We start from the raw sequence: 25,835 nt of genomic DNA on the forward strand, positions 1-25,835 counted from the left end.
CCTGGGCACCATCCCCAGGGTGGAGCCGTGGCGCCGGTGGCTCGACGCACGACGTTCTATGGCCCTACATTCCTGCCGCAGCTCACACGGGCAGTTCAGATTCCGCCGAAGCGGGCGGGCTCTCTCGGTTGGTATTCGCATCCGAGGAGGGCTCTACCTGACGCGGCAGACTGGGGACCTGCCAGGTCATCCTTGGTCGAGGGAGCAGAGCCCTCCCGGATACGGCCTGTCTTTCCAGGCTGTCAGCGCGATCAACTGGGGCGGTGGTGGGTTACCTTTGACTCGCGCTGCTGGCGTTCTATCGCCGGGACCCTGTCCCCGGCTGCAATGTCGGCACCTCGGCTTTCGCCTGGCCAGCTTGTTTTACCGGCTGCTTCTGATAGCGCTGCAGCTCGCGCTTGCTTCAAACCCTGTACAGATATCCACCCGTAGTCAGACGGGTATTCCGCCAGCTCCGGAGTGGTTTAATAGAAACCATCAGGCGGCCTCGCCTGGTTTGTCAGGAGGAGGCAGGCCGTCAGTGGGGTTTGGGTAAATATCTGGTCGAGCCTCATGCGGAGTGACCTTCCATCCAGTAGCAGCACAGATGGAAATGACATTCGAAGGGGCTATCCGCCGGATACCATTCCGGTAGTGCTTAACCGCAGGAACTGAAACGCCGAGGGTCTTCGCCGCGACTTCCAGCCCTACTTGCTGGATATAGGTCTGTATGTTCATGAGGGATACGATATGTATACATCTGTATCGAGTCAAGCGGATTTGGATACAAAAAGTGTCGTTGCCGGAATGGATACATTGCGTACCATTCAGAGTATGGAAAAATGGTTTGATCGGGTTCGCACCCTTATGCGAAGAGATGGCGTCACTCAGGACGCCCTGACTGAAGTTCTCGGTGTGAAAACCCGGGGAGCGGTAGGTCATTACCTTAGCGGCAGACGAGAACCCTCGATCGAGCAACTGCGGGCATTAGCGACTATTTTTAATGTGAGCCTTGACTGGATACTTACCGGTAATGGCGAGGTTGGAGACAGGCCTCCGCCTCACTTAGTTATGGGAGATACACTGGAATACCCGCGCAGATGGGATACCACACAAGAATGGAAAGAGCGGGTGAAAAAAGCTCAAGGTGAGCTGCAAAAGCCTTCCGGCCCTGACGAACTAGAGTTCTTTGGGCACATGGATGCCTGGGACAGCAACACGCCATTGGATGAGGATGAAGTTGAATTGCCTCTGTTCAGGGAAGTCGAGTTGGCCGCCGGCGCGGGCCAGACTCAGGTAATCGAGAATCACGGCGCCAAACTCCGCTTTGCAAAATCCACGTTATCCAGGGCAGGGGTGGTCGAAGAGAATGCGGCCTGTGCCTTCGTTCGCGGCAATAGCATGGAACCGGTTATGCCTGACGGCACCTGTGTTGGTGTGAACACCGGTGACACCGCTGTTCGGGATGGTGAGATATACGCGATCGACCACGACGGCATGCTCAGGGTGAAGTACCTGCACCGTCGCCCAGGTGGCGGAATCAAGATTGTGAGCCAGAATGCATCAGAGCATGCGACTGAAGAGTATTCGGCTCAGGATGTGATCGACAACAACATCAGGATCATTGGACGCGTGTTTTGGTGGTCAGTACTCAGGTAGGCTAAGGATTCGGCATGTCTTGGATTGATAGCTGCAGAGAGAAATGTAAGACAATAAAATACCTGGGCTCCGAAATGGTCTGGGAAGAGCGCCCTCAGAGGTCGGGCGCTCTGCGGGTGCAAATACCCCTCCTCAACAAAAACAGGGTAACGATCCCCGGATTGATGCTTCAGGGAGACTTCTACGTAAAGAAAAAAACTGGCCATGAGGTTGTCACATACGGATTACTGGCTCGCTATGGCCCAGAGTGGCGCAGGGTTTTCTTCTACTGCATCTGGCCGGACCATGTTAGATCCCATCGTGATGACGAGAACGGAGTGATCTTCGGTCCCCATCTTCACCTTGGAGATGGGCGGATTGAGCAAACTGTTCGAAAATTGGTAACTGGCATTGCTTCCCCGCTTGATCCAAAATGGCTTATGAGATATCAGCGCCACACAAATCTCCGAGCAAACGGAAATCATGAGCTGACAGCCCCAATTAAGGACGACCTATTCGGGGGATGAGTACCGATATGAACTGCGATCTATTTTTCAGACAAGCCGGATGGCACTGTGCACCGATGGAGTTCAATGGCCATGAGATGCTCTATGTAAGCACTCCCGTGACCTTGGCCCAGGGCAAGCCGCTGGATTTTTATCTCGTCGATCGCGGTAACGCATACGAAATGACTGACGACGGCATCACAATGTTTGCCCTCCGCTCTAGTGGGTTCGCGCTTGATGATAAAAGGAATTGGCGGGGGCTTGGCAACATCGCCACCCAGTACGGATTCACCATGGAGGATGATGGTAGCTTCTCTGCGATTTTTGAAAAGCAGCAGCTTCCGGCGTGGTCCGACCGCCTGATTAGGCTCCTTGCCGCATTAGCGCAATGGGAAGCTGACAAATATCAGGAAGCCGATCAGGAGTTTTCTTTCACGGCAGAAATCGAAATGCTTTTACGGGCAAAAGCGCCTGCACGACAGCTGGAAAAATCTCCCGTCATACAAGTGAATGGAGCTGATCTTCATTTTGACTTCCTGTGGGGCAACACCTACGTCGACGCAGTAAAGCCTATCGCTCAGTCCGTGAACTCCAAGCTTCGGAAAGCTCTGCTCATGAGTCGTGAGAACATTGAAGGAGTTGAGACGCTTTTCATCCTGGATGACAGGGTTCATAGGGAAAAAGCGGAAGAAGAGCAGGCCATCATCGGTCAGGTAGCTCAGGCAATAAAATTTAGTGACTTTGAGCAATTTTACGAAGCTTAACGAGCCCGCCGCCGAGCGGGCTTTTTATTATCCGCAACAATCCGCTAGCTGCTGTTTATATCGACTCAACTCTCCCTGTGACGGCTTCAGCCCGCACACTTTCACGATTCTGACAAACCTGCTCACTTTGAGATACCCGCTTGTTACGCCTAAAAGCTAACGAAGTCTGAGAGGCGTTCAAACCACCGTATAAACTCAGCTAGAGGGCTGCAAAATATTTCTCGTCCATAGCGACTTAAGCCATCTGCCTACAGGCTTTTCGATTACAACATGAAAAACTATAGATACAGCAATGCATGCAAATAAAATAAAAATGTAAGACATCATAGCGCCAGCATATCCATAGTCTTTTAAACCCAGTAAGATGGAAATCTTACATAGAATACTAATTAGAGGGTAGTGTATAAGGTATAACGAATAAGAGGCGGAACCCAGAAGCTGAGAAAATCTATTATTCAGAAATATTTTTCCATCCCTTTCATATAAAATCATGGATAAGACAATGATGCTGCATGATGCTCCGTACATTATGGTTTGAATTTCTGGCTTAATTCCTAGTCCATTGATTTTTGCGAGAGCGTTCAATGAGTAAATCGTCAGGCCGGTCACCGCAAATATAAAGGGATTAGATCTTGATATCATTTTAAATGATAAAAGGTATGCTATTAAAATTCCCATTAAAAAAAGAAGCACGTACTCGCTGAAAATAAATGAAAGCGGAAATGCAAAATCTTTTAAGCCGATAGAAAGCCCCAGAAGATATACTGAAATTAAAATGAATCCGAGTGCTTTACGAAGTATTGCTAGAGCAAATCCCAAATAAAACATCATCTCAAACTGAAGGGTCCAAGCCACACCTAGAACTGGAGCCCCGGTTCCTCCGGTCACATCCTTATCTTGGGGTATTAAAAGCAATGCTTTAATTATAGCGCTAAAATCATGCGGCACTGTATCTCTTGTTGCTGGTATTAGAATGGCAGCAAGGTACACTCCTGAAAAAATTATTATATAAGCGGGGTAAATCCTTATCATTCTTTTGTAAATATATGAACCTATATTTCTAGAATCACCTAGATCAATGTTGTGCACATAAAAAATTATAAATCCGCTGAGAACGAAAAAAAATTCAACACCTGAATCACCAAATGAAAATGGAATCGAGAATTCTTCAAACCCAAAATATTGTTCAGAAGCAATTGCGCCTCCGAGGTGAAAAAGAACCACAAGTAAAGCGGCGATTGCTCTTCCAGACTGCAATGAACGATACATAAAAATCCATTTCGGTTTCTGATTTTTAAAAAAACTATGCTGGAAGCATGTTTTCCAAGTGCTATTGGCTTTCATGAGAGGCTATAGCCTTCCCCCAATAATACGGCAATCCAATCATCTAATCCAAGATAAAGCCTTATGTATCGAACATAGGACGTTGTGGAAACAGTAAAAAATGCTACCTCTTTTCCCTGGAACAGATGTTGGCTTCGTGATCCCAGGCCCGGTTCAGCGGTACGACATGATCGATGTCGATATCTGACGCGTTCTGGATAACGTTCCCGGTGAAGGGGCTTATCCAGCGGCCGGTGACCACCCTGCAACGCCTTTCATCCGCGAACCTGACCTTGGTGCTTGACTGAGCGATCAGGGCCTCAGCACGGCTGTTCTGGCAGTCTCCATCCGCATCATCCCACCCAGGCCCAAATTTGCGTCTCTCATAATCTGAGGCGTCCATTACCACCGCCCGGCTGGCGTACTGCTGGCTGGATTCGTAACCGCTCACGCCCTTCGGCAACCGGCCGCCAGATGCCAGGCATTCTTCAACTGAATCGAACGCCCGGAAGTTCTTTGTCCGGTCGTAGTAGGAACTGGCTGGCGGATGGCAGATGCCTGAATTGGTTTTCTTGACTAGCCCTGCAACAGCTTGGAATGGAACGGATAAAAGCAGAGTGGTGATGATGGCAATTAACTTTCTTTGCACAGGTGCCTCCTTGTAGATCGCGGCGAAGATACCGAAATTCCGGCCCAGATTCACCCGCACGATACGCCCCACAAAAAAAGATACATTTTGTATTGACCCTATGGATACATAACGTATACATTGTATCCATAACGTTGATCAGGGAGACAACAAAATGGGTCGCAGACAAAAACCAACTTACCCCCGAATGGAAGTAGAGCTGGCGGACGCAAGCTTGCTACCACCGCGCCGTGCCGAAGTCGTCGTGCTGGCGGCCCGTTCAATGAGCACAAAGGCCATTGCCCGCCAGTTGGGCATTTCCCCAGCCACTGTTGAGTGGCACCTGGATGAAGCGAAGGACCAGTTTCACGCCCTGACTCGGCTGGATCTGGTTTCCCAGGGCTGGATGCAGGGGCTGTTCCGGGCCCGGATGCTTGCCTGGATGCTTGTTGCTTTCTCAGCGCTGCCGGCAATGCGCAGCAGACCCACACCAATGACCGGTACCCGTCCGCCAGCCGTGCGCAGCGTGATTGGCCGTACCGCGATCCGCGAATTCCGTGCTTAACCAGGAGACCACCATGGCAACGCTGACTATCGAACTTCCGGAAAAGGTTACCCAGGGCCAAATGATGGAGGCGCTGGCCTCGCTCGGCTGTGAGCTTCGGCTTTCCAGCGATGGCAGGAACTACAAGGCCGTGCCGCGTGAGCAAAGCAACGTGGTCCGGATGCCGGCGAGGGTCCGGGAGGTCCGCCAGCCGGGGCCCGGCGTCGCGTGAACATGGACGGGGTAGCTCCAGAACCGTTCGCAGTGGCTGCTGCCGCGATCGCGATCTGGGTGCTGGCCCTGATTATCGAAACGACCAAAGCAAGAGGAAAAAAGGATGTTGATTCTGACAAGGCGCACCGGAGAGACGATCGTCATCGAGACCCCGAGCGGGGAAGTGGTGGAGGTCACCGTTCTGGGGAACAACGGCCCGCAAATTCGCATGGGCGTTACCGCGCCAAAGCACACAAGCATTGACCGTGAAGAAATCTACAAGCGGAAGAAGGCGGAGGCCAGTCATGGCTGAGTGCTATGCCCACGAGGTGTTCGGGAATCTGTCCTGCTTTGCAGGAACCCCGGACCAGGTGAAAGCGGCACTGGCGAGCCAGGCAGGTGACGACATGGTCGACTGGGGCAGGGTGGTACCGCTCCAGGTGGAGACAGCCAAGTCCCGACACGCTGACGAGCTCTACCAGGTGCTCCGGGATCTCACCTCAATGGCAAAGCTGGGCGTTCCGATTTCATGCATCAACACATACCTGGCAGCGATCCGGAACGCGGAGCAGCTGCTGGAGAAAGTCGACAACGAATCCACGGAGGATCCGAGCAATGGCCAGCAATCTCAGCAAGCTTAACGACTCTCTTTTTGACCAGCTGAACCGGTTGAATGACCCCAACCTGAAGGGTGAGGCCCTCGATGCCGAGCTGAAAAGAGCGCAGGCCGTTACCAGTGTGAGCAAGGAAATCGTTTCCAGCTCTCGCCTGGTCCTAGATGCCGAGAAGCACCGGACCGAAATGGGAAGCCTCTACAAGATGCCCCAGCTGCTGGAGAACAAGGAGTAATCGCCATGGCCGGGAAAAAGTGGACAGCGAGAGACGATCAGTGGCTGGCAGATATGTATCCGGACACTCCGAACCGAACGATCGCGAAGGTCCTGGGCTGCTCCTACCTGGCCATTAAGAACCGCGCCACGGTGCTGGGCCTGAAAAAGTCTCCGGAGTATCTGGAACGAGAGAAGCCAGGGTGCTTTCGGCCAGGACAGACCAGCTGGGACAAGGGCCGCAGCTATCAGCCAGGCGGGCGAATCGCTGAGAGTCAGTTCAAGGCTGGGCATGCCCCCGCGAACCAGCAGCCGATCGGTACCGAGGTTGTCGATGCCTACGGCTACAGGAAGCGCAAGGTGAGCGATGACGCGCCGATTGGCCGGGCCTACAAGAACTGGAAGTTCGTGCACGTCCTGAAGTGGGAGGAATACCACGGCCGGCCGGTACCGCCAAAGCACATTGTGCGGTTGAAGGATGGTGATAAGCGGAACTTCTCTCCGGACAACCTGGTGTTGGTGAGCAGGGCGGAGAACGCGATCTTGAATAAGTTCTTCGCCATGGAGAACCCGCCAGAGGGGAGCTTCGATGTGCTCCACAACCTGGCCAAGATCAAGTTGGCAGCGAACAAACGGAAACGGGAGCTGACATGTTGATTGCAAGTTACGAGCAATGGCGCGAAGCGAAGAAGAAGGTACTCGAGGAAGAAAACCCGGAGATCGATTGTGAAGAGTGCGGGGGTCTTGGGGAAATCTACGAGCGTTGTCACTGCTGCGGTGGCGAAAAAGAGGAGGAGTGCGACCTCTGTGATGGTCGCGGCACCATTCGCTATCTCGATTCCTCAAAGCCACGGCCAGGCAATGATCTGGTGGGTCAAAGAGTTTACTTCCAGGAAGTGATCGCAGATCTCAAGACCTGGTGCACCTACACCAAGCAGGACTTTCTCCAGGTGGCCGGCGGATTCGTTAGCGAATTCAGAAAGCAACACGGAATCAGGGGTCGTCACGGAATCACCAGGTATAAAGGGCGGGCCTAATGGACGGAAATACAGCCAGAACCATCCTCAGTCTGAACGATCAGCGGGACAAGGCCGAAGCCAGCAAACGGGAAGCGCTCCTGGAACTGGCCGAGATGAAGCACGAGCTCCAGGTGCTCAGGCACATGAAGCGGGAGATCCTCGTCTGCCTGCTCGATCGACGGCTGCCGCACTACCAGCGGGACGGATCATCACCCAGCTGCCACCACACAGTCAGCCGAATAGCGAGGATTGTACGCAGTGCACACGCAGGCAACTGATCTGAGCCACGAGGATCGCGCTGAGGCGATTATCGAGCTAATCGAGAGCACCGGCATGGCCTACGCCCATTCCAGCGGCTGTGTGGTGCTGAAGGACGGAACATGGCTCCAGCCTGAGCAGTGGCAAGTGTGGGTGGAGCATCTGAAGAATCAGGAGAGGGAAGCATGCTGACGGAAGCACAGAAGAAAAGGGTGGCCATGATTATTGGTTCTTCCGCCCATGATTGCGAGGTGTCAATGGTGTTGAACGCCGGAAGCAGCCCGGTTCGCACACTTACTGAAGTTGCCGAGACGCTGCACTACATGAACGCCAACGGCATCGAGAAGATCAGCCATAGAAAGGCCCTGATGAAGGCGGGTCGGAAGGCGCTGAATGTGTTGGGGGAGATGTAAATGGCCATGACACCAACCGAACGTAAACGCCGCCAGCGTGAGCGGAACAGGTTCCTGGACATGAAGCTCTTCACCATGGAGCTGGCTGCCAACGAGCGGGCGGCGATCGAGGAGGCTGCCCGGCTTCGGGAGTTCGACGACCAGACCGAGTACATCCTCGCACTGGTTTACAAAGATCGTGACATGTCACGAAAAGAAAATGTGTGCAGCTATCCCGACTGTAACTGCCCGTTCGATATGGGGCCGGATGGTAAGTGCCTGCGAGGAAAGCCACGTGAACACGAGGTGGAAAGTGACTGATTTGGAGCCACAGGTGCAGATGCCCAGGGCCTGCGTCAGCTGCGAACACTACAGCCATGCAGGCTATGCTGAGGACAAGCACTGTCCCTTTCCCAGGCAGTCCGACAGCGCACCGAAACCAACCCGCACACCCTGCGGCCGGTGTGATCTGCACTGCACCGAGGTGTTCGCCACGGAAATATGCAACAGCCACGAGCCAGAGCCGTTCGTTCACCTGGTGGACGTGACCAACCGGCCGGCGCCGAGAACTGCGATACAGGAGAGATTGCTGTGAGCCAGATTCAGCGAGAAGGTGAAGTTCGTTTTGGTGACGCCCACTTGAGTGTTTGGGAGGAACCGGGGCGTATGGATTGGGATGAGCGCCAGGTATACGAGCGCAACTTTAAGCGGCAAGTTTTCAAGCGAATAATCCAGCAGCTGCACCGCCTCGGATGGAGCGTTGAGGTTCCACAAGACATGATCGAGCAATACAGTCGCAGCTTTGCTGAAGGACATCGTTACTGCCGGAAAGGTGATCTTCAGGGCTTTCTGGATCTGAGTGGCCGTTGCATCAAGTTCGAAATGTGGCAGGACGTGGCTAATGGAGATAACCCGAATGGCGGCCGCTATGACTTCGACAAGGAGCAGCGGATGCCGTATCTGCTCTGGCTGGAAATGGAGCGCACCCGCCGCCGGCTTCGGTCCTATCTGTGCGATGTTTTCTCGGGCTATGAATTCCGGGCAGACCGACATGACGGTCGCATGAATAAGCGAGGCCCAGGCCTTTTGACTGCACTTGAGTGGCTGGATGGCTGCTACAAGACTAGCTGGCACTTCAAGGGTGATACCAGCAAATACACCATCGCTGATTACAACCGAGAATCCGCTGATGGCGCGATGCTAAACCACGGCCAGCGTGTCTGGTTCGCGGATCGTAAAGGAAGAATTTGTACCGGGATCGCCTACTACAACATCAACAACATGTGGTGGGTGGTGACCGGGAAGTATGACGTGAGTAATGAGGCCGCCTTTAGACTCTATGCCGAATGTCCGGAAAACCCCAGGCAGAGACGTAACGGCGGACTTCGCCGGGATCGCCTTGAGTCGGAATTATCCAAAGCTGTGAAATCGATGAACTTCCAGCGAGCTCAAGTCATTAAGGACATTCTTTTCCCGACCGCCGAGCCGTTGTACTTGGTCTACCACAAAGGTCACGGCTGCTATCACCGCTCTAACTTCTCTGGTTACACCAAAGACCCAGTTGAGGCTGGTCGCTTTACCTGGGGTGAGCTGGGGCGCTTTATGCCAAAAGGCGCTGCAATGGAAGATGAGTTGAGCAAGGTCATCCCGGTTAACCAGGAGGCGTTGGCAGCATGAGCTTACCCTACGAAAAAGCTACCAGCGGAGATAAAGCCCTGGGCGAAATACAGAAGATCCTGCGTGGGTTCGGGTGCCAGAAGTTCGGGAGCATGGTCGACGACCAGGAGCAGAGCCTGACGGTCCAGTTCCAGTACCGCGGGAAAATGGTCAGCGTTAAGGCCAGCTTTGCCGGCTACGCGCAGGCCTGGCTGCGGGAGCACCCCCACACGAGCCGGATGCAAAAAACCAAAGCAGAACACGAACGCCAGGCGTACGACAAGGCCAGTATCGCTGTCTATTCAATTCTGCGGGACTGGATCAAAGGGCAGGTGACGGCCATTGAAACCGGGATCCTGTCTTTTGAGGGCGCATTCCTGGGCCAGATGATGCTCGAGCACGGCGAGACGGTTCTGGATTACGCGCAGAGGCAGAAGCTTTTGCCGGGGCCGGGAGGTCAGGAATGAGCACTAAATATAGAGATCCCAAACACGTTCCATCTGAAACGCTGATCGCTCGACTTAACGAGCTGGCCGATGCAATAACCAGAGGCGGTGAATCGAAGGACGGAGAACTCACAATGCGCGTGCCTGCAGAGTGCGATCGAGACGCCGACCTAGTAATTTCAGAAGCCGCCCGAAGGCTGGAGAAGGCAGAAGCGAGAGTGAAAGAATTATCGAAATTCATCCGTGCGGGTGATCGTGTTTGCTGCGAACTGGAATCATGGCTTGCAACCGAGCATGACAAGGAGAGCCAGCGGGCAATAAACATCTGGAAGAAGCTTCGCCGGCGAGCCGAAGAGGCTGAGAGCCCAGGAGGTGAGCAGTGAGCCAGGAAGAAATTATGCGGGACGGCTATCAGCCGAACGTTAACTGCATTCATTTCTACCGCGGGCGATGTGCCCACCCATCGGCGAAGCGATTAATCCTGCCGAATAAGCTGTGTGTCCTGATTGGCAGCTCGGACGATCGATGCAGCGGGTGTCGCTACCAGGTAAAGCATGAACGACCAAGTCCGCCGTCGAACCCGCCAAGACCGCCAGGAGGTGAATAGTGAGTCATGAGCCGTCAGACGCAAGCCACTACCGCCCGCGCTTTGCCAATCCAGCGGGTCGGATCAGTGAGCTGGAAAACATGCTGGATTTTGCCAAGGAGGAAATCGAAAACTTCCGTAACAAGTGGATCTCAGAGCTCCGTCGCGCCGAGCGTTATCACGTTCTGCTTGGAGAGGTTTTCACAACCTTCCCGCCAGTCCAGAACAGAGAGCAGTGTGATTTGCTGAAGCGGGTAAGCCGTGAAATTGGAGGCGAACAGTGAGCAAGCGACCAATCGAGCCGGCCCCTTTTAACATCGGCGTCCGCGTCGTGGATATCGGAGATGTGCGAGTTGCCCGGGGCAGGACCAGATTCAACCGCGAAACCTGCAAGCACAACAGAATGGTCTACGACCAGCAGGAGCGCCGGATCTGGTGTGAGGACTGCGAGAACGATGTGGATGTGTTTGACGCATACGTGAGGCTAGTTGAGTGCCACGACTCCGCCTGGAAGAAAATTACCCGAACATGGAAGGACGCGAAGGAGGCCGCCGATTTCCAGCTACGCAGCCGGGCGGCCAAGGCGATGGACAAAATATGGCGCGGTCGTCGTATGGTCCCGAATTGCCCGCATTGCGGCGAGGGCTTGTTGCCGGAAGACATTTTGAATAACCAGTCCGTTTCGTCTGCCGAGCTAACCAGGCGAAAGAGAGCGAGGGCGAATTCATGACGGAAGTAACGATTCAGCCGCGGATCATCCGGGCAGGCCAGGCCCCAGACTATTGCGGCATGGGGCGGGAAGTTTTTAACAAAGAAATTCGGCCGTATCTCACTGAAATTCCGATAGGCGAGATCGGAAAGGGATTCGATCGCCTTGATTTGGACAGTGCCCTGGACGAGTATATTTCTCGGCGAGGGCGTGCTCCGGCCCAAAAATGGAGTGAAGTAGCATGTCGAAAAGTGGGAACGGTCTCCGCCTCCGCGGCGGGACATGGCACATCGAGAAGCGAATTAACGGACGGAGGATTCGCGAAAGCACTGGAACGAGCGATCGGGTAGAGGCAGAGCAGTACCTCGTCCGAAGGCTTGAGGAAATCCGCCAGGCTTCGGTCTACGGTGTTCGGCCAAGCCGAATCTGGCGGGAGGCGGCTCTCAGGTATGCCCGGGAGTTTGCACACAAACGGAGTATAAAGCGGGATGTGCAGGATCTGAAGTCGCTGGATCCTCATATCGGGAAGCTGCCCCTGAACCAGGTGCATTCCGGAACGCTGCAAAATTTCATCGATGCGCGACGGAAAGCAGGTGCGAAGTCTGGCACCGTTAACCGGGCGCTGGCCGTGGCCAGGAGAATTCTACGGCTGTGTGCCGAGCTCTGGCGGGATGAATACGGAATGACCTGGCTGGAAACCGCGCCAATGATTCCGGATGTGGACTGGAAGGACAAGCGGGATCCAGCGCCGGTGACCTGGGCAGAGCAGGGCAGGCTCTTCCAGGAGCTGCCGGAACACCTGAAGGATATGGCCGAGTTCGCGGTACATACCGGGTGCCGGGAAAGCGAGATCTGCGCTCTGAAGTGGGAGTGGGAGGTGTCGCTACCCGATAAGGGGTTCGGGTTCATCTTGCCCGCCAGCGTCACGAAAAACGGCTGCGATCGCCTGGTGGTTCTGAATGCAACGGCGAGAGCCGTGGTAAACCGCCAGCGAGGGAAGCACGAACACCAGGTGTTTACCTTCAGCAGCCGGCCGGTGGCCTCTATCTTCAATAACGCCTGGCGTAAAGGGCGAAAGAAGGCAGGGCTCACCCACGTCCGCGGGCACGATCTCCGGCACACCTTCGGCAGGAGGCTGAGGGCAGCAGGGGTATCAGAAGAAACCCGGGCGGAGCTCCTAGGGCACAAACGCGGATCGGTTACCACGCACTACTCGGCTGCAGAAGTTGCTGAACTGGTGAAAGCGGTGGAGCTGATCGCGGAGAAGAGAGGACCGGATTCCGATGGCGTAGCCGTGGTGAAATTCCGGTTTGGGCACAAAATGCCCACAGTAGAAAAAAGAAAGGCCGCTGAGTAAGCGGCCAAACCTTGTAAATACTGGTAGCAAGGGGCGGAGTCGAACCGCCGACCCCAGCATTATGAGTGCTGTGCTCTAACCAACTGAGCTACCTTGCCATTTCGCTTTGGGCATCGCCCCAAACGAGGCGCGTATTTTCAGTAAATGGGCCCTTCCTGTCAAGGCTTGGGGGCAGTTTTTCCTGAAAAATTACACGTTGAAGCGGAAGTGGATAACGTCGCCGTCTTTGACGATGTAGTCCTTGCCTTCCAGACGCCATTTGCCGGCATCCTTGGCGCCGGCTTCGCCGTTGTACTGCACGAAATCGTCGTAGCTCACTACTTCTGCCCGGATGAACCCGCGTTCGAAGTCGGTGTGGATCACACCGGCTGCCTGGGGCGCTGTTGCGCCGATTTTCACGGTCCAGGCGCGGACTTCCTTTACCCCGGCGGTAAAGTAGGTCTGCAGGCCCAGCAGGCCGTAGCCGCCGCGAATTACGCGATCCAGGCCAGGCTCTTCCATGCCCATCTCCTCCAGGAACATGGATTTTTCATCGTCTTCCAGTTCGGAGATTTCGGCTTCGATCTTGTTGCAGATGGGCACAACCACGGCATTTTCCGACTCGGCGATCTTGCGCACCGTGTCCAGATGCGGGTTGTTCTCAAACCCGTCCTCGCTGACGTTGGCGATGTACATGGTGGGTTTGACGGTCAGCAGGCAGAGCTCCCGGATAAGCGCCATCTGGTCCTTGTCGAGGTTCATGCTGCGCACCGGCTTACCCTCGTTGAGCACGGGCAGCAGTTTCTCGAACATCTCCAGCTGGGCCTTGGCTTCTTTATCACCGCTCTTGGCGACGCGTTGAACCCGCTTGATGGCCTTTTCCACGGTTTCCAGGTCGGCCAGGGCCAGTTCGGTGTTGATCACCTCGATGTCGGAGGCCGGGTCTACCTTGTTGGCCACGTGAATGACGTTGCCGTCTTCAAAGCAGCGTACCACGTGAGCGATGGCATCGGTCTGGCGGATATTGGCCAGGAACTGGTTGCCCAGGCCCTCGCCCTTGGACGCGCCTGCGACCAGGCCGGCGATGTCGACGAATTCCATGGTGGTAGGCACGACCCGCTCCGGCTTTACGATCTCCGCCAGCTTGTTGAGGCGCGGATCCGGCATGGCGACAACGCCAGCGTTGGGCTCGATGGTGCAGAACGGGAAGTTCTCCGCGCCAATACCCGATTTGGTCAGTGCGTTGAACAGGGTGGATTTGCCGACATTGGGAAGGCCGACGATGCCGCAGTTAAATCCCATGGAGTGCCTCTGCTGGTACTGGAAAATTTGGGCGGATTATACCGGTTTGAAACTGTGCAGGCGATTCATGGCGGCCGGTAGTTTGCCGCTGGCTGCATCCGGTAATACCCGCATGATTTCGTCGATTACGGCGTTCAGTTCCTCGGTTTCCTGTTTGCCCAGGCGGCCGAGTACGTAGCCTGTGACCCTGCGGCTGTCGCCGGGGTGGCCAATGCCGATGCGCAGTCTCTGAAAATCGTTGGTGCCCAGGTGGGCAATGGTGTCACGCAATCCGTTATGTCCGCCGTGGCCACCACCTTTTTTCAATTTGGCGGTACCCGGAGGCAGGTCGAGCTCGTCGTGGGCAATCAGGATCTGTTGGGGCTGAATCTTGAAGAAGTCCGCCAGCGCCTTGATGGCCAGGCCACTGCGATTCATGAACGTGGTCGGATTCAGGAGGTGCAGGTCCAGGCCCTGCCATTGAATGCGGGCGTAGAGCCCGTGGTATTTCTTTTCGGGGCGGAGCGTCTGGCCCGCACTGCGGGCCAGAGCTTCGACGAAAAGGGCGCCGGCGTTGTGGCGGGTATTCTCGTAGTCAGCGCCGGGATTTCCCAGTCCAACCACCATGACAATATCCTGCGCCATTCGCCATTGCCCTCCTCAAGCCAGGAGTGATTACTCCTTGTCTTCGCCGCTTTCTTCGCCTTCTTCGCCGTCTTCGGCTTCGTCATCAACCTTGGCGCCACGCGGCTTGTGGATAGCCACAACCGGCAGGTCGTGATCTTCACCCTGGAGCAGGGCGGCGATCTTGACGTCTTTCGGCAGCTTCAGGTCGCTCAGGTGAACTACCTGGTCCATCTCGACAGTGGTCATGTCCACTTCGATGAACTCGGGCAGGTTCTGCGGCAGACAGATCACTTCAACTTCGTTGATCTGGTGGTTCGCTACGCCGCCGTGGAGCTTGATAGCCGGTGCGGTATCTTCGTTGATGAAGTGCAGCGGTACGTTGACGTGGATCTCGTGGTCCTTGTCAACGCGCAGGAAGTCAGCGTGGGTCAGGATCGGCTTGTACGGGTGACGCTGCAGATCCTTCAGGATTACGCTTTCTTTCTTGCCACCGAGCTCGATGGTCAGGATGTGAGAGAAGAACGCTTCGTTTTCCAGGGCCTTTTTCAGCTCGTTGTGCCAGATGGCAACCGGAGTAGCGTCTTTTCCGCCACCATAGATGATGGCCGGAATTTTACGCTCCTCACGACGCAGGCGGCGGCTCGCACCTCTCCCCTGATCGTCGCGAGGAAATGCTTCGATAACAAATTCCTGAGACATGGTAATAACCTCATTCGTCACCTGAACTGCCCGCGACCAGGCGTTGGATCAGGTGATGTTTCTGAAAAGCCGGATTTTTCCGGCTGACTAAAAGAGTCGGGAGCCTGTGTAGGCTCCCGACCCGGTAACTGCTTGTAATGCCTTGATATTACGACCGTTAGGTCACTCAGGCATTCTCGAACATGGCGCTGATGGACTCTTCGTTGCTTACGCGGCGAATAGACTCCGCGAGCAGCCCGGCCATTCCGAGGACGCGGATTCTATCACAATTATGTGCTTTGTCACCCAGCGGGATGGTGTCACAAACCACAAGTTCGTCCAGTTGGGAGGCATTGATGTTATCAATGGCCGGGCCGGAGAGAACCGGGTGGGTGATGTAGGCAACCACGCGGGCCGCGCCGTGCTCTTTCAGGGCGTTGGCGGCTTTGCACAGAGTGCCGGCGGTGTCGATGATGTCGTCTACCAGAATACAGGTCTTGTCTTTGACATCACCGATGATGTGCATGACCTGGGAAACGTTCGCTTTCGGGCGGCGCTTGTCGATGATCGCGAGATCGGCGTCGTCCAGACGCTTGGCCACGGCACGGGCACGGACCACGCCGCCAACGTCAGGAGATACCACGACAAAGTTCTCGAAGCGCTGCTTGAAGATGTCTTCGAGCATGACCGGTGTGGCATAGATGTTGTCCACCGGAATATCGAAGAAGCCCTGGATCTGATCAGCGTGCAGGTCGACGGTCAGAACCCGGTCTACGCCGATGCTGGAAATCATGTCGGCTACTACCTTGGCGCTGATGGCAACACGGGTAGAGCGTACCCGACGATCCTGGCGCGCATATCCGTAGTAGGGGATAACGGCGGTGACTCGTGTAGCGGAAGCACGGCGAAGTGCGTCGGCCATCACGATCAGTTCCATCAGGTTATCGTTGGTGGGGTAGCAGGTCGGCTGGATGATGAACACATCATGGCCGCGGACATTCTCATTGATCTCGACGGTGGTTTCCCCGTCGCTGAAACGGCCTACAGTAGCCTGGCCCATGGGAATGTGGAGTTTGCGGGCAATCGCCTGAGCCAGTTCAGGGTTGGCGTTACCAGCGAAGATCATCAGTTTGGACACGACGGCATCCTTCTCAGTATCGGCGTTTGATTCAGAAGAAGCGGGAGAAAGGTGGCTGGGGTGGCAGGATTCGAACCTGCGCATGACGGGATCAAAACCCGTTGCCTTACCACTTGGCGACACCCCAGTATCGTGCTTTTTTGGCATCATTTCAGCTCTGTTAGCTTTTTGTGTAGAGGTGATATGTTCACCCCTTTAGCTACGAACCCCGTGACGCCGGACGGTTTGCTTTCCCAGATGATCCGGGCTGCGGATTCTGTCGGGAAACGTCCAAATATGCAAGCCCCGGTTCCGGTTAATCTTGCAGGTCCGAATTGTGAAAGCCATTCCAGGCTCTGGTTAACCTCAGGATACAGTTTGCGAACTACATCCTCACAGTCGTTTCGGTACCTCGAGGCGTCTCCCTCAAAAGCGGGCGCTATTTTGATTCTCGGGGTGTTCCTTGTCAACCCTTGCTCGGAAAAAATCTTGCCAGTGTTTATGTTGCAGCCAGGCTTGAGAACAACAAACCAGTCTTCCGGCGGATTGGCATTGGTCAGTGTTTCACCAACTCCTTCACCGAAGGCGGCATGGCCACGGACAAATACGGGAACATCGGCGCCCAGCCTCAGGCCGATCTCTGCGAGTTCATCGGTGCTCAGCTCGAGTCGCCAGAGATGGTTGAGTCCCAGCAGGGTGGTTGCGGCGTTGGAGCTCCCGCCGCCAAGACCGCCGCCCATGGGTAGCCGTTTGTTAATGCCGATGGTGACTCCGGGCAGCTCGCATTGGGCCCGTTCAAGAAGGGCCCGGGCCGCGCGGATGATGAGGTTGTCCTCGTCGTTAACACCAGGGACAGGCTCCGCGAGCCTTGTGCCGAGCTCTTCGGGTGTGAGGGTGAAGCTCAGCTCGTCACCGTAGTCGAGAAACTGGAACAGGGTCTGGAGCTCGTGATAGCCGTCGTCCCGGCGCCCGACGATGTGCAGAAACAGATTCAGCTTGGCTGGTGATGGCAGTATCAGGTCGGGTGTCATTCAGGCTGCTCCTGCCAGTCGCTCACCACCAATCGAACCCGTTTTTCTTCCTTGAGTGCGGTAATGCGGGCGGGGAGTGCGGGATAGCTGGAGAGAAAGGTCTGCCAACGGTCGTAGCGGATCTCCCAGCCGTTCTGGCGGATGATGGCGAGGGTGCCCTGATCATCAAACAGCAGACGGTAGTCGCTGGCCGGTGATGGCAGGCCGCGAATCCACCAGGTCAGGTTCTCCAGGGGCAGTTGCCAGCCCGTGGCAGCCTCAACCAGTGCTTCCGGCTCGCCCGATCGGTAGGTTTCGCCGTTTGGCAGGGTCAGCTCAATAAAGCCGGGCACGCCTTTGAGGGTTGTGCTGCCCATGCCGAGAAAGGACGAGGAAAGAGCCAGGTCGTAGGCCTCGCCGTCCTGAATCCAGTGATTGATGATGGCGGTGCCGCTGTCGGAAGGTTGTCGGACGGCCAGCTTGCCCGTCAGCTTCCAGTGATCGAGCTCACCGAGACTGGCGGCGCGAGTGGTCCAGCCCGCGGGAGGCTGGTCTGTCATGCCCTCCGGCAATGGCTCGACCTGGATCGTGGTGCAGGCGCCGAGGCTGGCAAGCACTGTCAGTGTTGCCAGAATTCGGGCCAGTCTCATTCCGACTCACCGCCGTTGGTCAACCGGTCGATGGTTTCCCTGAGTACTTCGTGGTCGCTGTCCTGCTCCAGACCTTCCTGCCAGATGATCCGGGCCTGCTCTTCGGCGCCGTTCATCCAGAGTGCCTCGCCATAGTGGGCTGCAACTTCGGGGTCCGGGAAGGCGGCCCAGGCGCGGGACAGGTAGTCGAGCGAAGGTTCAATCTGGCCCTCCAGGAAGAGGACCCAGCCCATGCTGTCGAGGATAGCCGGGTTATCCGGGTCCAGTTGCAGCGCTTTCTCGATATAGCCGCGAGCTTCCCTGAGCCTGTCGGTCCGGGTGGTCAGGATGTAGCCCAGGGCATTCAGGGCCACGGCGTTTTCCGGCTCCTGCTCAATAATCTGCCTGAGGTCGGCTTCGGCGTCGGCAGTCTGGCCAATGCCGTCGTAAAGCATGGCCCGAGCGTATCGTATCTCAATATTGTCCGGATGTTCTTCCAGGGCCTCCGTGGCGGTACTCAGGGCCTCCTGTTGCTGTTCCTGATCCAGAAGCAGGTTAACCTCCAGCAGCCAGAAGTTCTCTGCCTGCCGGGGGTTGGCTTCGCGGAGCCTGCGGATGCGGTCAATGGCGTCCTCAAGTTGACCGTTCTCGGCCAGCAGGGAGCTGGCGCGGGCCAGGGCCGGGAAGTAGTACTTACCCTGTTCCACGCTCTGGTAGTAGCCAATGGCCTGCTCGGTGTTGCCCGCCTGGTCCTCGATGCGACCCAGATAGTAATTGGCTTCGCTGGTGTGATGGCCCTGTTCGGCCAGTTTTGTCAGTTCTTCCCGAGCAAGATCGGTCTGGCCATTCTCGAGGGCAACCAGGGCGTGGGAAAGCCGAAGGCCCGGCGTTTCAGGGTATCGCTTGACCAGTCTCGCAAATTCATCCTGGGCGGCCTGTAATTCGCCTTCATTGATAAGCATCCGACCATAGAGCGTGCCCATTTGCCGGTTGCCGGGAAAGCGGCGGGTGTTGGTCAGCAGGTAGTCGAGGGCGCTGCTTTTCTGGTCGGTCTGATAGAGCAGGTCACCCTTGAGAATGATGGCTGGCTGGAAATTCGCATTTTCCTCCAGCAGCGGTTCAAGCCTGTCGAGTGCTTCCTGCGGCTGCCCGGTGACTTTTAATAGCAGTGCGATGCTGTATTCGAGTTCCGGCGTGTCGGGATGGCGGCCCGACATTTCTTTGTAAAGTGCCAGCAGCTCCTGCTGTTGTTCCGGTGGAAGGTTTGCGGCCATGGCCGCCAGGCTGTCAAAGTCAGCATCGCCCCCCTGATCCATGATCCGTTCCATGTGATGAATGGCGGTCTGGAGGTCGTTTCCTTTTACGGCCTGGATGGCAGAGATCCGATGTGCCTGGAGGTTGTCCGGATCGATTTCCAGCCAGAGTTCGGCCAGCTGCTTCTGGGCGTTATCGCCGTTCAGGGACTGGGCAATTCTCATGGCTCGTTCGATAACCGCCTGGTCGCGGGACTGCTTGGCAGCTTTCAGGTAATTAACGAGGGTAATGTCGTAGCGGCCGCGCTGGGCCGCAATTTCGGCAGACAGTAACAGATAAAGGGTTTCGGGCTCGAAATCGGCGTATTCAACCGGCAGCTGTGGTTCCGTTTTAGTCTCGGTGGCGGCTTTTTCGCCAGGAGCAGGCGCTTCCTCAGTGCCGGTAAGGCTGGCACACCCTGCCAGTGTGAGGCCAAGCAGGCAGGTAACCAGAAACGGTACGGACTTGTGCATGCAACTTCCCATGGTCTGTCGAAAACGCATCAATAATAACCACGCTCCAGCCCCTTTATTGAGGTAGATCGGGTCCCGGCCTCGGCCGAATCCCTATAATGGCATAAGCGTCTGATCTTGCCCAACCTGTCCGCACTTGCCGAAGCGATGGCGGTTTCGGGTGGCAGCTCAGGCCGCTGACCGTTAAAATGTCCAGTAATTGCGCGTATCTGCACCGCTCATCGGCAAAAGGTTGTAAAACCACGAAATGGCACTGGTAACGCTGGGAATCAATCATCGCACGGCCCCCGTTGAATTACGGGAGCGAGTTGCGTTTACGCCTGAGCGTATGGCGGAGGCCTTTGCCGAGCTAAGGGCAACCTCTGGCGCCTCCGAGGCCGCGATCCTGTCCACCTGTAACCGGACCGAGCTATATCTGGCGGGCGATGACGACTGCGCACCCATGGTGTTGCGCTGGATGGCAGGGTTCCACGGCCTGGATGCCGCAGAGCTGGAAGATGCGTTGTATGTGCACCGGGATGGTGACGCCGTCAGGCACATGATGCGCGTGGCCGCTGGGCTGGACTCCATGGTGCTGGGCGAGCCGCAGATTCTCGGGCAGTTGAAGGATGCCTACACCCTGGCCCGGGAGCACGGCGCCAGTGGCTCGTTCCTGTCCCGGCTGTTTGAACACACGTTCTCGGTCGCCAAGCGCGTGCGGACCCAGACTGCTATTGGCGAGAATCCGGTCTCCGTTGCTTATGCAGCTGTGAGCATGGCGCACCATATTTTTGCCGATATGTCCCGTAACAAGGCTCTTCTGATTGGTGCCGGCAAAACCATTGAACTGGTAGCCCGGCATCTTGCAGATGCAGGCGTGAAAGATTTCCTGGTGGCCAATCGTACTCTTGAGCGGGCGCAGGCACTGGCCGAATCCCGTGGCGGCAAGGGCATCTTGTTGTCCGAGATCCCCGAGCACCTGGCGGATGTTGATATCATTATTTCCTCCACCGCCAGTCCACTGCCGATTCTGGGTAAAGGCGCCGTTGAACGGGCACTGAAGAAGCGCAAGCATCGTCCCTATTTTATGGTGGATATTGCCGTGCCCCGGGATATCGAGCCGGAAGTCGCCTCACTGGACGACGTCTATTTATACACGGTTGACGACCTGCGCCAGGTTATTGAAGAAAATATACGCTCTCGCGAGGGCGCGGCCCGGGAAGCGGAGAACCTGGTGGCGTCCGGGGTGCAGGATTTCCTCAACCAGTTGCGGGCGCTGGATGCTGTGTCCACCCTCAAACAGTTCCGTCAGCGGGCAGAATTGCTGCGCGATGCCGAGACCGAAAAAGCCCTGCGCGCCCTGCGTAACGGCACAGATCCCGAAACCGTGCTGCGCAGTATGGCGCGCGGCCTCACCAACAAGCTCCTGCATGAGCCCTCTGTGCAGGTTCGAAAGGCCACTACAGAAGGTCGCACCGAGGTGACAGAGTGGCTGCGTGAGTTGCACCAGCTGGATGCACTGGACGCGGACACGACGACTACCCCGGAAAAACTATGAAGCCATCGATCCAATCCCGCCTCGAGCAGCTTACTGACCGCTTCGAGGAAGTCAGTGCATTGCTCAGTGACTCTTCCATTATTTCCCAGCAGGACAAGTTCCGGGACCTTTCCCGGGAGTTCGCCGAGATTGAACCCATCGTTCAGTGCTTTCAGGCCTGGCAGCAATCGCTCGATGACATCGAGGCCGCCCGTGAGCTGGCGAAAGATGGCGACGCCGATATGCGGGAAATGGCCGAGGAAGAGCTGCAACTGGCCGAGCAGAAAAGCGAGGAGCTGGATGAAGAGCTCCAGCGCCTGATGCTGCCCAAAGACCCGAATGACGGCAAGAACGTTTTCCTGGAGATCCGTGCCGGCACCGGCGGTGATGAAGCCGCTATCTTTGCCGGCGATCTGTTCAGGATGTACCTGCGCTATGCCGAGCGGCGGCGCTGGCAGGTCGAAGTGCTGAGCGAGAGCGAAGGTGAGCACGGGGGCTACAAGGAGCTGATTGCCCGTGTGGCTGGCGATGGGGTGTACGGTGCCCTGAAGTTCGAGTCCGGGGCCCACCGGGTGCAACGTGTACCGGAAACCGAATCACAGGGGCGTATTCACACCTCCGCCTGTACCGTGGCGGTGATGCCGGAGGCCGATGAAGCCGAAGCCATTGAACTGAACAAGGCAGACCTGCGGGTGGACACCTTCCGCGCGTCCGGTGCCGGCGGTCAGCACGTCAACAAGACTGACTCTGCAATCCGGATAACGCACCTGCCAACGGGCATTGTGGTGGAGTGCCAGGAAGAGCGGTCGCAGCACAAGAACCGGGCGAAAGCTCTGAGCCTGCTGGCCTCGCGTCTGCAGAACGCCGAGACTGAGCGGCAGCAGAAGTCCATGGCCGAAACTCGCAAGAGCCTGGTGGGCAGTGGCGACCGGTCTGAGCGCATCCGCACCTACAATTTTCCCCAGGGGCGGGTCACGGATCACCGTATAAATCTGACCCTATACAAACTCGACGAAGTTATTGCCGGCGATCTGGACGCTGTGGTGGTGCCCTTGCAGCAGGAGCATCAGGCCGAGTTGCTTGCCTCCCTTGCCGATGACCAGTAAATCCTCACTGACCTGCGAAGCCCTTTTGCGAGATGCCTTGGCAAGAATTAACAGTGATTCGCCGAGGCTGGATGCCGAGCTCCTTCTCAGCCACGTAACCGGTCTGAGTCGGACCAGTTTCCGGGCCTGGCCTGAACGGGAGATTCCCAATGCTCATGCCGAGGCCTTTGAAGCGCTTGTGCAGGAGCGGGTGACCGGCCGACCCGTGGCACACCTCTTGGGGCAGCAGGAATTCTGGTCGCTTCCGCTGAAAGTCAGTGCCTCAACTCTGATCCCGAGACCCGATACCGAATGCCTGGTGGAAGTTGCTCTGGGTTTGCCGTTGCCCCGGCAGGCCCGAGTACTGGATCTGGGGACGGGAACCGGTGCCATCGCCCTGGCGCTCGCCAGCGAGCATCCGGAGTGGCAGATCACTGCCTGCGATGCGGTGGCTGAGGCCGTTGAGCTTGCCCGTGAAAACACCGACGCGCTGGGTCTGGCAGTTTCCGTGGTTCAGAGCTCCTGGTTTTCCGAGCTTGAGGCTGGCCGGTTTGATTTGATTGTTTCCAATCCGCCCTATATTCCGGATAGCGATCATCATCTGACGGAAGGTGATGTCAGATTCGAGCCTGCCACGGCCCTGGTTTCCGGCAGCGATGGTCTGGACGATCTGCGGCTCATTGTTGATCAGGCGCCAGACTGGCTGGTTGAAGACGGATGGCTTCTGGTGGAGCATGGTTTTGACCAGGCGGAGGCCGTCGCAGGGTTGTTCCATGCCCGCGGCTTTAAAGACGTTGAGACCCGCCAGGATTATGGCAACCGGGACCGGATGACGCTTGGGCGATGGAGCTCCGATGCTGCGGTCCCTGATCCGGCATTAAACAGGGGAGATGCAGATGCTCAGTGACGACGAATTATTGCGCTACAGCCGGCAGATCCTGATGCCACGGTTCGACATTTCCGGCCAGGAAAAGCTGCAGTCTGCCCGGGTTCTGGTGCTGGGTGCGGGTGGCCTGGGATGCCCCGTCGCTCTCTATCTCGGTGCCGCCGGCGTCGGGACGCTGACCCTGGTGGATGACGACAATATTGAACTGGCCAACCTCCAGCGCCAGATCGGTTTCGAAACCGCGCAGTTGGGTGAATCAAAGGCGGAAAGCCTCGCCGACCGCATTCGGCGGATCAATCCTCTGGTATCCGTGAATGCCCTGAATCAGCGCCTTGAGGGTGAGGTTCTGGCGCGCAGGGTTGCAGAGGCGACCCTGGTGGTCGACTGCACGGATAACTTCAACACCCGCTTCGCTTTGAATCGGGCCTGCGTGGCTGCAAAAGTGCCGCTGGTGTCCGGTGCGGCCATCCGTGGTGAAGGCCAGGTTTCTGTTTACGACAGCCGGCGTGAGGGCAGCCCCTGTTATCACTGTCTGTATCCGGAGCAGGGCAATGAGGATCTGACCTGTTCAGAGGCGGGGGTGATTGCGCCGCTAGTGGGAATGATCGGGGCGACCCAGGCCATGGAGGCCATCAAGGTGATTTCCGGGGTGGGGACGCCGTTGATCGGGCGGTTGCTGATTCTGGATGCGTGGGAGATGCAGTGGCGGGAGATGAAGTTGGCTCGGGATCCTTCCTGTCCGGTTTGTTCCGGTTGACTTTGGTGCCGGCGGGCTTGCGAACTTTCGGGCTGCAGCGCCGGGGATGGCCTTCCCAAAACACGCTCCTTGCGGCACGTCCATGTGACGCTTGGGCTCCGCCATCCATGGCTCCGCACAGTTTTGGGAAGGCCATCCCCGGCGCTGCGTCAGAGACTTGGATTAGCCCGCCTCGTTGTTTACCTCAGTTCTTTAATTCCTGAAACTTTGCGATAGCCTCTTTCCTGCTTGCCTTCAGATCAACGATCTGTCGCGGGTACCCCTTCGGAATCACACCGCCTTTCGCTCCGGGATCATGAATCCGCTTGTTGTCCAGTTTGGTCAGTTCGGGAAGCCATTCCCGGATGAAGTCGCCTTTAGGGTCGAAGCGCTCGCTCTGGGTTACCGGGTTAAACACCCGGAAGTAGGGCGCTGCGTCGGTGCCGGTGGAGGCGCTCCATTGCCAGCCTCCGTTGTTGGAGGCCAGGAAGCCGTCGATCAGTTTTGACATGAAGTAGGCTTCGCCCAGGCGCCAGTCGATGAAGAGGTTCTTGGTCAGGTACATGGCAGTGACCATGCGCAGGCGGTTGTGCATCCAGCCGGTCTGGTTGAGCTGGCGCATGGCGGCGTCGACGATGGGGACGCCGGTGTTGCCGGTTTTCCAGGCTTCGAACTTGGCGCCCGGGGTGTTCCATTCCAGAGCTTCGGTTTCCGGTTTGAAGGCGCGGTGCATGCTGACCCGGGGGTAGTGATACAGGATGTTGATGTAGAAATCCCGCCAGGCGATTTCGGTGATCCAGGTTCCCAGGCCTTCCTGGTTGCCGCCTGCGCCCTGTGCCTGTCTGCCGGCTATCAGGCACTGCCGGCCTGAGAGAACGCCGTTGGCGAGGTAAGGGGATATCAGGCTGGTGCCGTCGATTGCCGGGAAGTCCCGTTTTTCCTTGTACTCGCCTCCGCGTTCGTCCAGGAAGCGTTCGAGCCGGTCGTGGGCAGCGCTTTCACCGGTTGCCACCAAGGGTTCCGGGGCGTCTTGAAAGGCATCCGGTATGGTGTCTATCTGTTCCGGGCTTACTGCGTTGCCCCTGGCTTTCGGGACCGGGAACAGGCCTGGATGGGTCTCGTCTATCCAGCTGCGCCAGCGTCTGGAGAAGGGCGTAAATACTGAATAGGGTTCGTCCTGTTGGGTGAGGATTTCGCCTACCGGCGCAACCGTCTGGTCCCGGTATTTGCGAACGGCTATTCCGAGCTCGTCAAATCGGTATTTGACGGCTTTGTCGCGTTTGCGTTCGTTGACACCATACTCCTCGTTGAAGTGCAGTGTTGTCACCTTGTGTTCTTCACAATGGCTCTGCAGTTTCTCGATACTGTCGTCGAAGCGGTTGGCGTAGATAAAGGACAGGGGAATGCCGAGCCGGGCCAGTTCTTCGGCCAGGGCATTGGCGTGGGCGATGACAAATTGTACCCGGGCGGGCGACCAGTCGTGTTCCTGCCATTGGTCCGGGGTGAGAATAAAACAGGCTCGCGCTGCTTCGCTGCTCTCGCAGGCGGCGGTGAGGGCCGGGTTGTCGGCAACCCGGAGATCGTTTCGGAACCAGACCAGTTGTGTCATCCGTAATCCATAGTCGTCTGAGGGATTGATATAAGTGTAAATACAGCCCGGTGTTTCAATAAAATCACCAA

The 25,835-nt window shown here is 56.7% G+C and carries 35 protein-coding genes and 2 tRNA genes; 24 read left to right on the forward strand and 13 right to left on the reverse strand.

Features of this window, described 5'->3' with window-relative positions; genetic code table 11:
* Nucleotides 1–477 precede the first annotated feature (477 nt).
* The gene (locus NUW46_RS05030; protein ID WP_418141538.1) at nucleotides 478–717 is read right to left on the reverse strand and encodes a transcriptional regulator; all 240 of its coding nucleotides are present in this window, start codon (nucleotides 715–717) and stop codon (nucleotides 478–480) included.
* 12 nt (nucleotides 718–729) lie between these two features.
* On the opposite strand from NUW46_RS05030, the gene NUW46_RS05035 reads away from it, so the two are divergent.
* Nucleotides 730–1,638, forward strand: coding sequence for an XRE family transcriptional regulator (locus NUW46_RS05035; RefSeq protein WP_418141539.1), 909 nt, complete (start codon nucleotides 730–732; stop codon nucleotides 1,636–1,638).
* 502 nt (nucleotides 1,639–2,140) lie between these two features.
* Nucleotides 2,141–2,887 (forward strand): DUF1828 domain-containing protein, encoded by a 747-nt coding sequence (locus NUW46_RS05040; RefSeq protein WP_418141540.1) that lies wholly within the window; start codon nucleotides 2,141–2,143, stop codon nucleotides 2,885–2,887.
* A 195-nt stretch (nucleotides 2,888–3,082) separates the two neighbouring features.
* Here NUW46_RS05040 and NUW46_RS05045 read toward each other — a convergent pair whose 3' ends face one another.
* Entirely contained in the window at nucleotides 3,083–4,231 is a 1,149-nt protein-coding gene (locus NUW46_RS05045; RefSeq protein ID WP_418141541.1) for an acyltransferase family protein, read from the reverse strand.
* A 103-nt stretch (nucleotides 4,232–4,334) separates the two neighbouring features.
* The gene (locus NUW46_RS05050) at nucleotides 4,335–4,859 is read right to left on the reverse strand and encodes an HNH endonuclease (RefSeq protein WP_418141542.1); all 525 of its coding nucleotides are present in this window, start codon (nucleotides 4,857–4,859) and stop codon (nucleotides 4,335–4,337) included.
* 154 nt (nucleotides 4,860–5,013) lie between these two features.
* Here NUW46_RS05050 and NUW46_RS05055 point away from each other — a divergent pair, with 154 nt between their 5' ends.
* From NUW46_RS05055 to NUW46_RS05140, 18 genes are all read left to right on the forward strand, one after another.
* Nucleotides 5,014–5,403, forward strand: coding sequence for a response regulator transcription factor (locus NUW46_RS05055; protein ID WP_209398789.1), 390 nt, complete (start codon nucleotides 5,014–5,016; stop codon nucleotides 5,401–5,403).
* Between the two features lie 13 nt (nucleotides 5,404–5,416).
* Complete coding sequence (locus NUW46_RS05060) at nucleotides 5,417–5,614, forward strand: hypothetical protein (protein ID WP_418141543.1); 198 nt, start codon at nucleotides 5,417–5,419, stop codon at nucleotides 5,612–5,614.
* A gap of 105 nt (nucleotides 5,615–5,719) precedes the next feature.
* Nucleotides 5,720–5,908, forward strand: coding sequence for a carbon storage regulator (locus tag NUW46_RS05065; protein WP_209398787.1), 189 nt, complete (start codon nucleotides 5,720–5,722; stop codon nucleotides 5,906–5,908).
* Entirely contained in the window at nucleotides 5,901–6,236 is a 336-nt protein-coding gene (locus tag NUW46_RS05070; RefSeq protein WP_418141544.1) for a hypothetical protein, read from the forward strand. The genes NUW46_RS05065 and NUW46_RS05070 overlap by 8 nt, the downstream gene beginning before the upstream one ends.
* Nucleotides 6,211–6,444, forward strand: coding sequence for a hypothetical protein (locus tag NUW46_RS05075; protein ID WP_286810815.1), 234 nt, complete (start codon nucleotides 6,211–6,213; stop codon nucleotides 6,442–6,444). The genes NUW46_RS05070 and NUW46_RS05075 overlap by 26 nt, the downstream gene beginning before the upstream one ends.
* A gap of 5 nt (nucleotides 6,445–6,449) precedes the next feature.
* Nucleotides 6,450–7,079: an HNH endonuclease signature motif containing protein gene (locus NUW46_RS05080; protein WP_418141545.1), complete on the forward strand. Its 630-nt coding sequence runs from the start codon at nucleotides 6,450–6,452 to the stop codon at nucleotides 7,077–7,079.
* Nucleotides 7,073–7,459 carry a hypothetical protein gene (locus tag NUW46_RS05085; protein ID WP_418141546.1) on the forward strand — a complete coding sequence of 129 codons (387 nt, stop codon included), beginning with the start codon at nucleotides 7,073–7,075 and terminating at the stop codon, nucleotides 7,457–7,459. Before NUW46_RS05080 ends, NUW46_RS05085 begins: the two co-directional genes overlap by 7 nt.
* Complete coding sequence (locus NUW46_RS05090) at nucleotides 7,459–7,719, forward strand: hypothetical protein (RefSeq protein ID WP_286810818.1); 261 nt, start codon at nucleotides 7,459–7,461, stop codon at nucleotides 7,717–7,719. Before NUW46_RS05085 ends, NUW46_RS05090 begins: the two co-directional genes overlap by 1 nt.
* Nucleotides 7,700–7,891, forward strand: coding sequence for a hypothetical protein (locus NUW46_RS05095; RefSeq protein ID WP_286810819.1), 192 nt, complete (start codon nucleotides 7,700–7,702; stop codon nucleotides 7,889–7,891). The genes NUW46_RS05090 and NUW46_RS05095 overlap by 20 nt, the downstream gene beginning before the upstream one ends.
* Nucleotides 7,885–8,112 carry a hypothetical protein gene (locus NUW46_RS05100; protein ID WP_273156404.1) on the forward strand — a complete coding sequence of 76 codons (228 nt, stop codon included), beginning with the start codon at nucleotides 7,885–7,887 and terminating at the stop codon, nucleotides 8,110–8,112. Before NUW46_RS05095 ends, NUW46_RS05100 begins: the two co-directional genes overlap by 7 nt.
* A complete protein-coding gene (locus NUW46_RS05105) occupies nucleotides 8,113–8,412 on the forward strand; it encodes a hypothetical protein (protein ID WP_418141547.1) in 300 nt (99 codons plus the stop codon). It abuts the gene before it with no gap.
* A complete protein-coding gene (locus NUW46_RS05110; protein ID WP_418141548.1) occupies nucleotides 8,405–8,686 on the forward strand; it encodes a hypothetical protein in 282 nt (93 codons plus the stop codon). Before NUW46_RS05105 ends, NUW46_RS05110 begins: the two co-directional genes overlap by 8 nt.
* Nucleotides 8,683–9,768 (forward strand): hypothetical protein, encoded by a 1,086-nt coding sequence (locus tag NUW46_RS05115; protein ID WP_418141549.1) that lies wholly within the window; start codon nucleotides 8,683–8,685, stop codon nucleotides 9,766–9,768. Before NUW46_RS05110 ends, NUW46_RS05115 begins: the two co-directional genes overlap by 4 nt.
* Nucleotides 9,765–10,214, forward strand: coding sequence for a hypothetical protein (locus NUW46_RS05120; protein ID WP_418141550.1), 450 nt, complete (start codon nucleotides 9,765–9,767; stop codon nucleotides 10,212–10,214). The genes NUW46_RS05115 and NUW46_RS05120 overlap by 4 nt, the downstream gene beginning before the upstream one ends.
* The gene (locus NUW46_RS05125; RefSeq protein ID WP_418141551.1) at nucleotides 10,211–10,576 is read left to right on the forward strand and encodes a hypothetical protein; all 366 of its coding nucleotides are present in this window, start codon (nucleotides 10,211–10,213) and stop codon (nucleotides 10,574–10,576) included. The genes NUW46_RS05120 and NUW46_RS05125 overlap by 4 nt, the downstream gene beginning before the upstream one ends.
* A gap of 223 nt (nucleotides 10,577–10,799) precedes the next feature.
* Nucleotides 10,800–11,063 carry a hypothetical protein gene (locus tag NUW46_RS05130; protein WP_418141552.1) on the forward strand — a complete coding sequence of 88 codons (264 nt, stop codon included), beginning with the start codon at nucleotides 10,800–10,802 and terminating at the stop codon, nucleotides 11,061–11,063.
* Nucleotides 11,060–11,509 carry a hypothetical protein gene (locus tag NUW46_RS05135; RefSeq protein WP_418141553.1) on the forward strand — a complete coding sequence of 150 codons (450 nt, stop codon included), beginning with the start codon at nucleotides 11,060–11,062 and terminating at the stop codon, nucleotides 11,507–11,509. Before NUW46_RS05130 ends, NUW46_RS05135 begins: the two co-directional genes overlap by 4 nt.
* Before the next feature lie 220 nt (nucleotides 11,510–11,729).
* Nucleotides 11,730–12,845 carry a tyrosine-type recombinase/integrase gene (locus tag NUW46_RS05140; RefSeq protein WP_418141554.1) on the forward strand — a complete coding sequence of 372 codons (1,116 nt, stop codon included), beginning with the start codon at nucleotides 11,730–11,732 and terminating at the stop codon, nucleotides 12,843–12,845.
* Between the two features lie 21 nt (nucleotides 12,846–12,866).
* Here the strand turns inward: NUW46_RS05140 and NUW46_RS05145 are convergent.
* The 9 genes from NUW46_RS05145 to NUW46_RS05185 all read right to left on the reverse strand — a co-directional run bounded on the left by NUW46_RS05145 (nucleotide 12,867) and on the right by NUW46_RS05185 (nucleotide 19,932).
* Nucleotides 12,867–12,943, reverse strand: a tRNA-Met gene (locus NUW46_RS05145).
* A 91-nt stretch (nucleotides 12,944–13,034) separates the two neighbouring features.
* Nucleotides 13,035–14,126, reverse strand: coding sequence for a redox-regulated ATPase YchF (gene ychF / locus NUW46_RS05150; RefSeq protein WP_069184051.1), 1,092 nt, complete (start codon nucleotides 14,124–14,126; stop codon nucleotides 13,035–13,037).
* Between the two features lie 36 nt (nucleotides 14,127–14,162).
* Entirely contained in the window at nucleotides 14,163–14,750 is a 588-nt protein-coding gene (gene pth / locus NUW46_RS05155) for an aminoacyl-tRNA hydrolase (RefSeq protein ID WP_418141555.1), read from the reverse strand.
* 30 nt (nucleotides 14,751–14,780) lie between these two features.
* Nucleotides 14,781–15,431, reverse strand: coding sequence for a 50S ribosomal protein L25/general stress protein Ctc (locus NUW46_RS05160; RefSeq protein WP_136630231.1), 651 nt, complete (start codon nucleotides 15,429–15,431; stop codon nucleotides 14,781–14,783).
* A gap of 166 nt (nucleotides 15,432–15,597) precedes the next feature.
* On the reverse strand, nucleotides 15,598–16,548 hold the full coding sequence (locus tag NUW46_RS05165; protein ID WP_008176348.1) for a ribose-phosphate diphosphokinase: 951 nt from the start codon (nucleotides 16,546–16,548) through the stop codon (nucleotides 15,598–15,600).
* A 52-nt stretch (nucleotides 16,549–16,600) separates the two neighbouring features.
* Nucleotides 16,601–16,675, reverse strand: a tRNA-Gln gene (locus tag NUW46_RS05170).
* A 19-nt stretch (nucleotides 16,676–16,694) separates the two neighbouring features.
* Nucleotides 16,695–17,558: a 4-(cytidine 5'-diphospho)-2-C-methyl-D-erythritol kinase gene (gene ispE, locus NUW46_RS05175; protein ID WP_418141557.1), complete on the reverse strand. Its 864-nt coding sequence runs from the start codon at nucleotides 17,556–17,558 to the stop codon at nucleotides 16,695–16,697.
* Complete coding sequence (gene lolB, locus NUW46_RS05180; RefSeq protein WP_418141558.1) at nucleotides 17,555–18,187, reverse strand: lipoprotein insertase outer membrane protein LolB; 633 nt, start codon at nucleotides 18,185–18,187, stop codon at nucleotides 17,555–17,557. Before lolB ends, ispE begins: the two co-directional genes overlap by 4 nt.
* Nucleotides 18,184–19,932 (reverse strand): tetratricopeptide repeat protein, encoded by a 1,749-nt coding sequence (locus NUW46_RS05185; protein WP_418141559.1) that lies wholly within the window; start codon nucleotides 19,930–19,932, stop codon nucleotides 18,184–18,186. Before NUW46_RS05185 ends, lolB begins: the two co-directional genes overlap by 4 nt.
* Nucleotides 19,933–20,179: 247 nt before the next feature.
* Between NUW46_RS05185 and hemA the strand changes: the two genes are divergently transcribed.
* The 4 genes from hemA to NUW46_RS05205 are packed head-to-tail and all read left to right on the forward strand — an operon-like array spanning nucleotide 20,180 to nucleotide 24,176.
* Nucleotides 20,180–21,469: a glutamyl-tRNA reductase gene (gene hemA / locus NUW46_RS05190; protein WP_418141560.1), complete on the forward strand. Its 1,290-nt coding sequence runs from the start codon at nucleotides 20,180–20,182 to the stop codon at nucleotides 21,467–21,469.
* Nucleotides 21,466–22,554, forward strand: coding sequence for a peptide chain release factor 1 (gene prfA / locus NUW46_RS05195; protein ID WP_069184058.1), 1,089 nt, complete (start codon nucleotides 21,466–21,468; stop codon nucleotides 22,552–22,554). Before hemA ends, prfA begins: the two co-directional genes overlap by 4 nt.
* Nucleotides 22,544–23,440, forward strand: a complete 897-nt coding sequence (prmC, locus tag NUW46_RS05200; protein WP_418141561.1) for a peptide chain release factor N(5)-glutamine methyltransferase — start codon at nucleotides 22,544–22,546, stop codon at nucleotides 23,438–23,440. The genes prfA and prmC overlap by 11 nt, the downstream gene beginning before the upstream one ends.
* A complete protein-coding gene (locus NUW46_RS05205; RefSeq protein WP_305966628.1) occupies nucleotides 23,430–24,176 on the forward strand; it encodes a molybdopterin-synthase adenylyltransferase MoeB in 747 nt (248 codons plus the stop codon). Before prmC ends, NUW46_RS05205 begins: the two co-directional genes overlap by 11 nt.
* Before the next feature lie 184 nt (nucleotides 24,177–24,360).
* On the opposite strand, the gene phrB is transcribed toward NUW46_RS05205, so the two are convergent.
* Entirely contained in the window at nucleotides 24,361–25,764 is a 1,404-nt protein-coding gene (gene phrB / locus NUW46_RS05210; protein WP_418141562.1) for a deoxyribodipyrimidine photo-lyase, read from the reverse strand.
* Nucleotides 25,765–25,835 lie beyond the last annotated feature (71 nt).

Origin of the sequence: Marinobacter sp. MA (assembly GCF_048298425.1) — a bacterium.
Classification (GTDB): Bacteria; Pseudomonadota; Gammaproteobacteria; order Pseudomonadales; family Oleiphilaceae; genus Marinobacter; species Marinobacter salsuginis.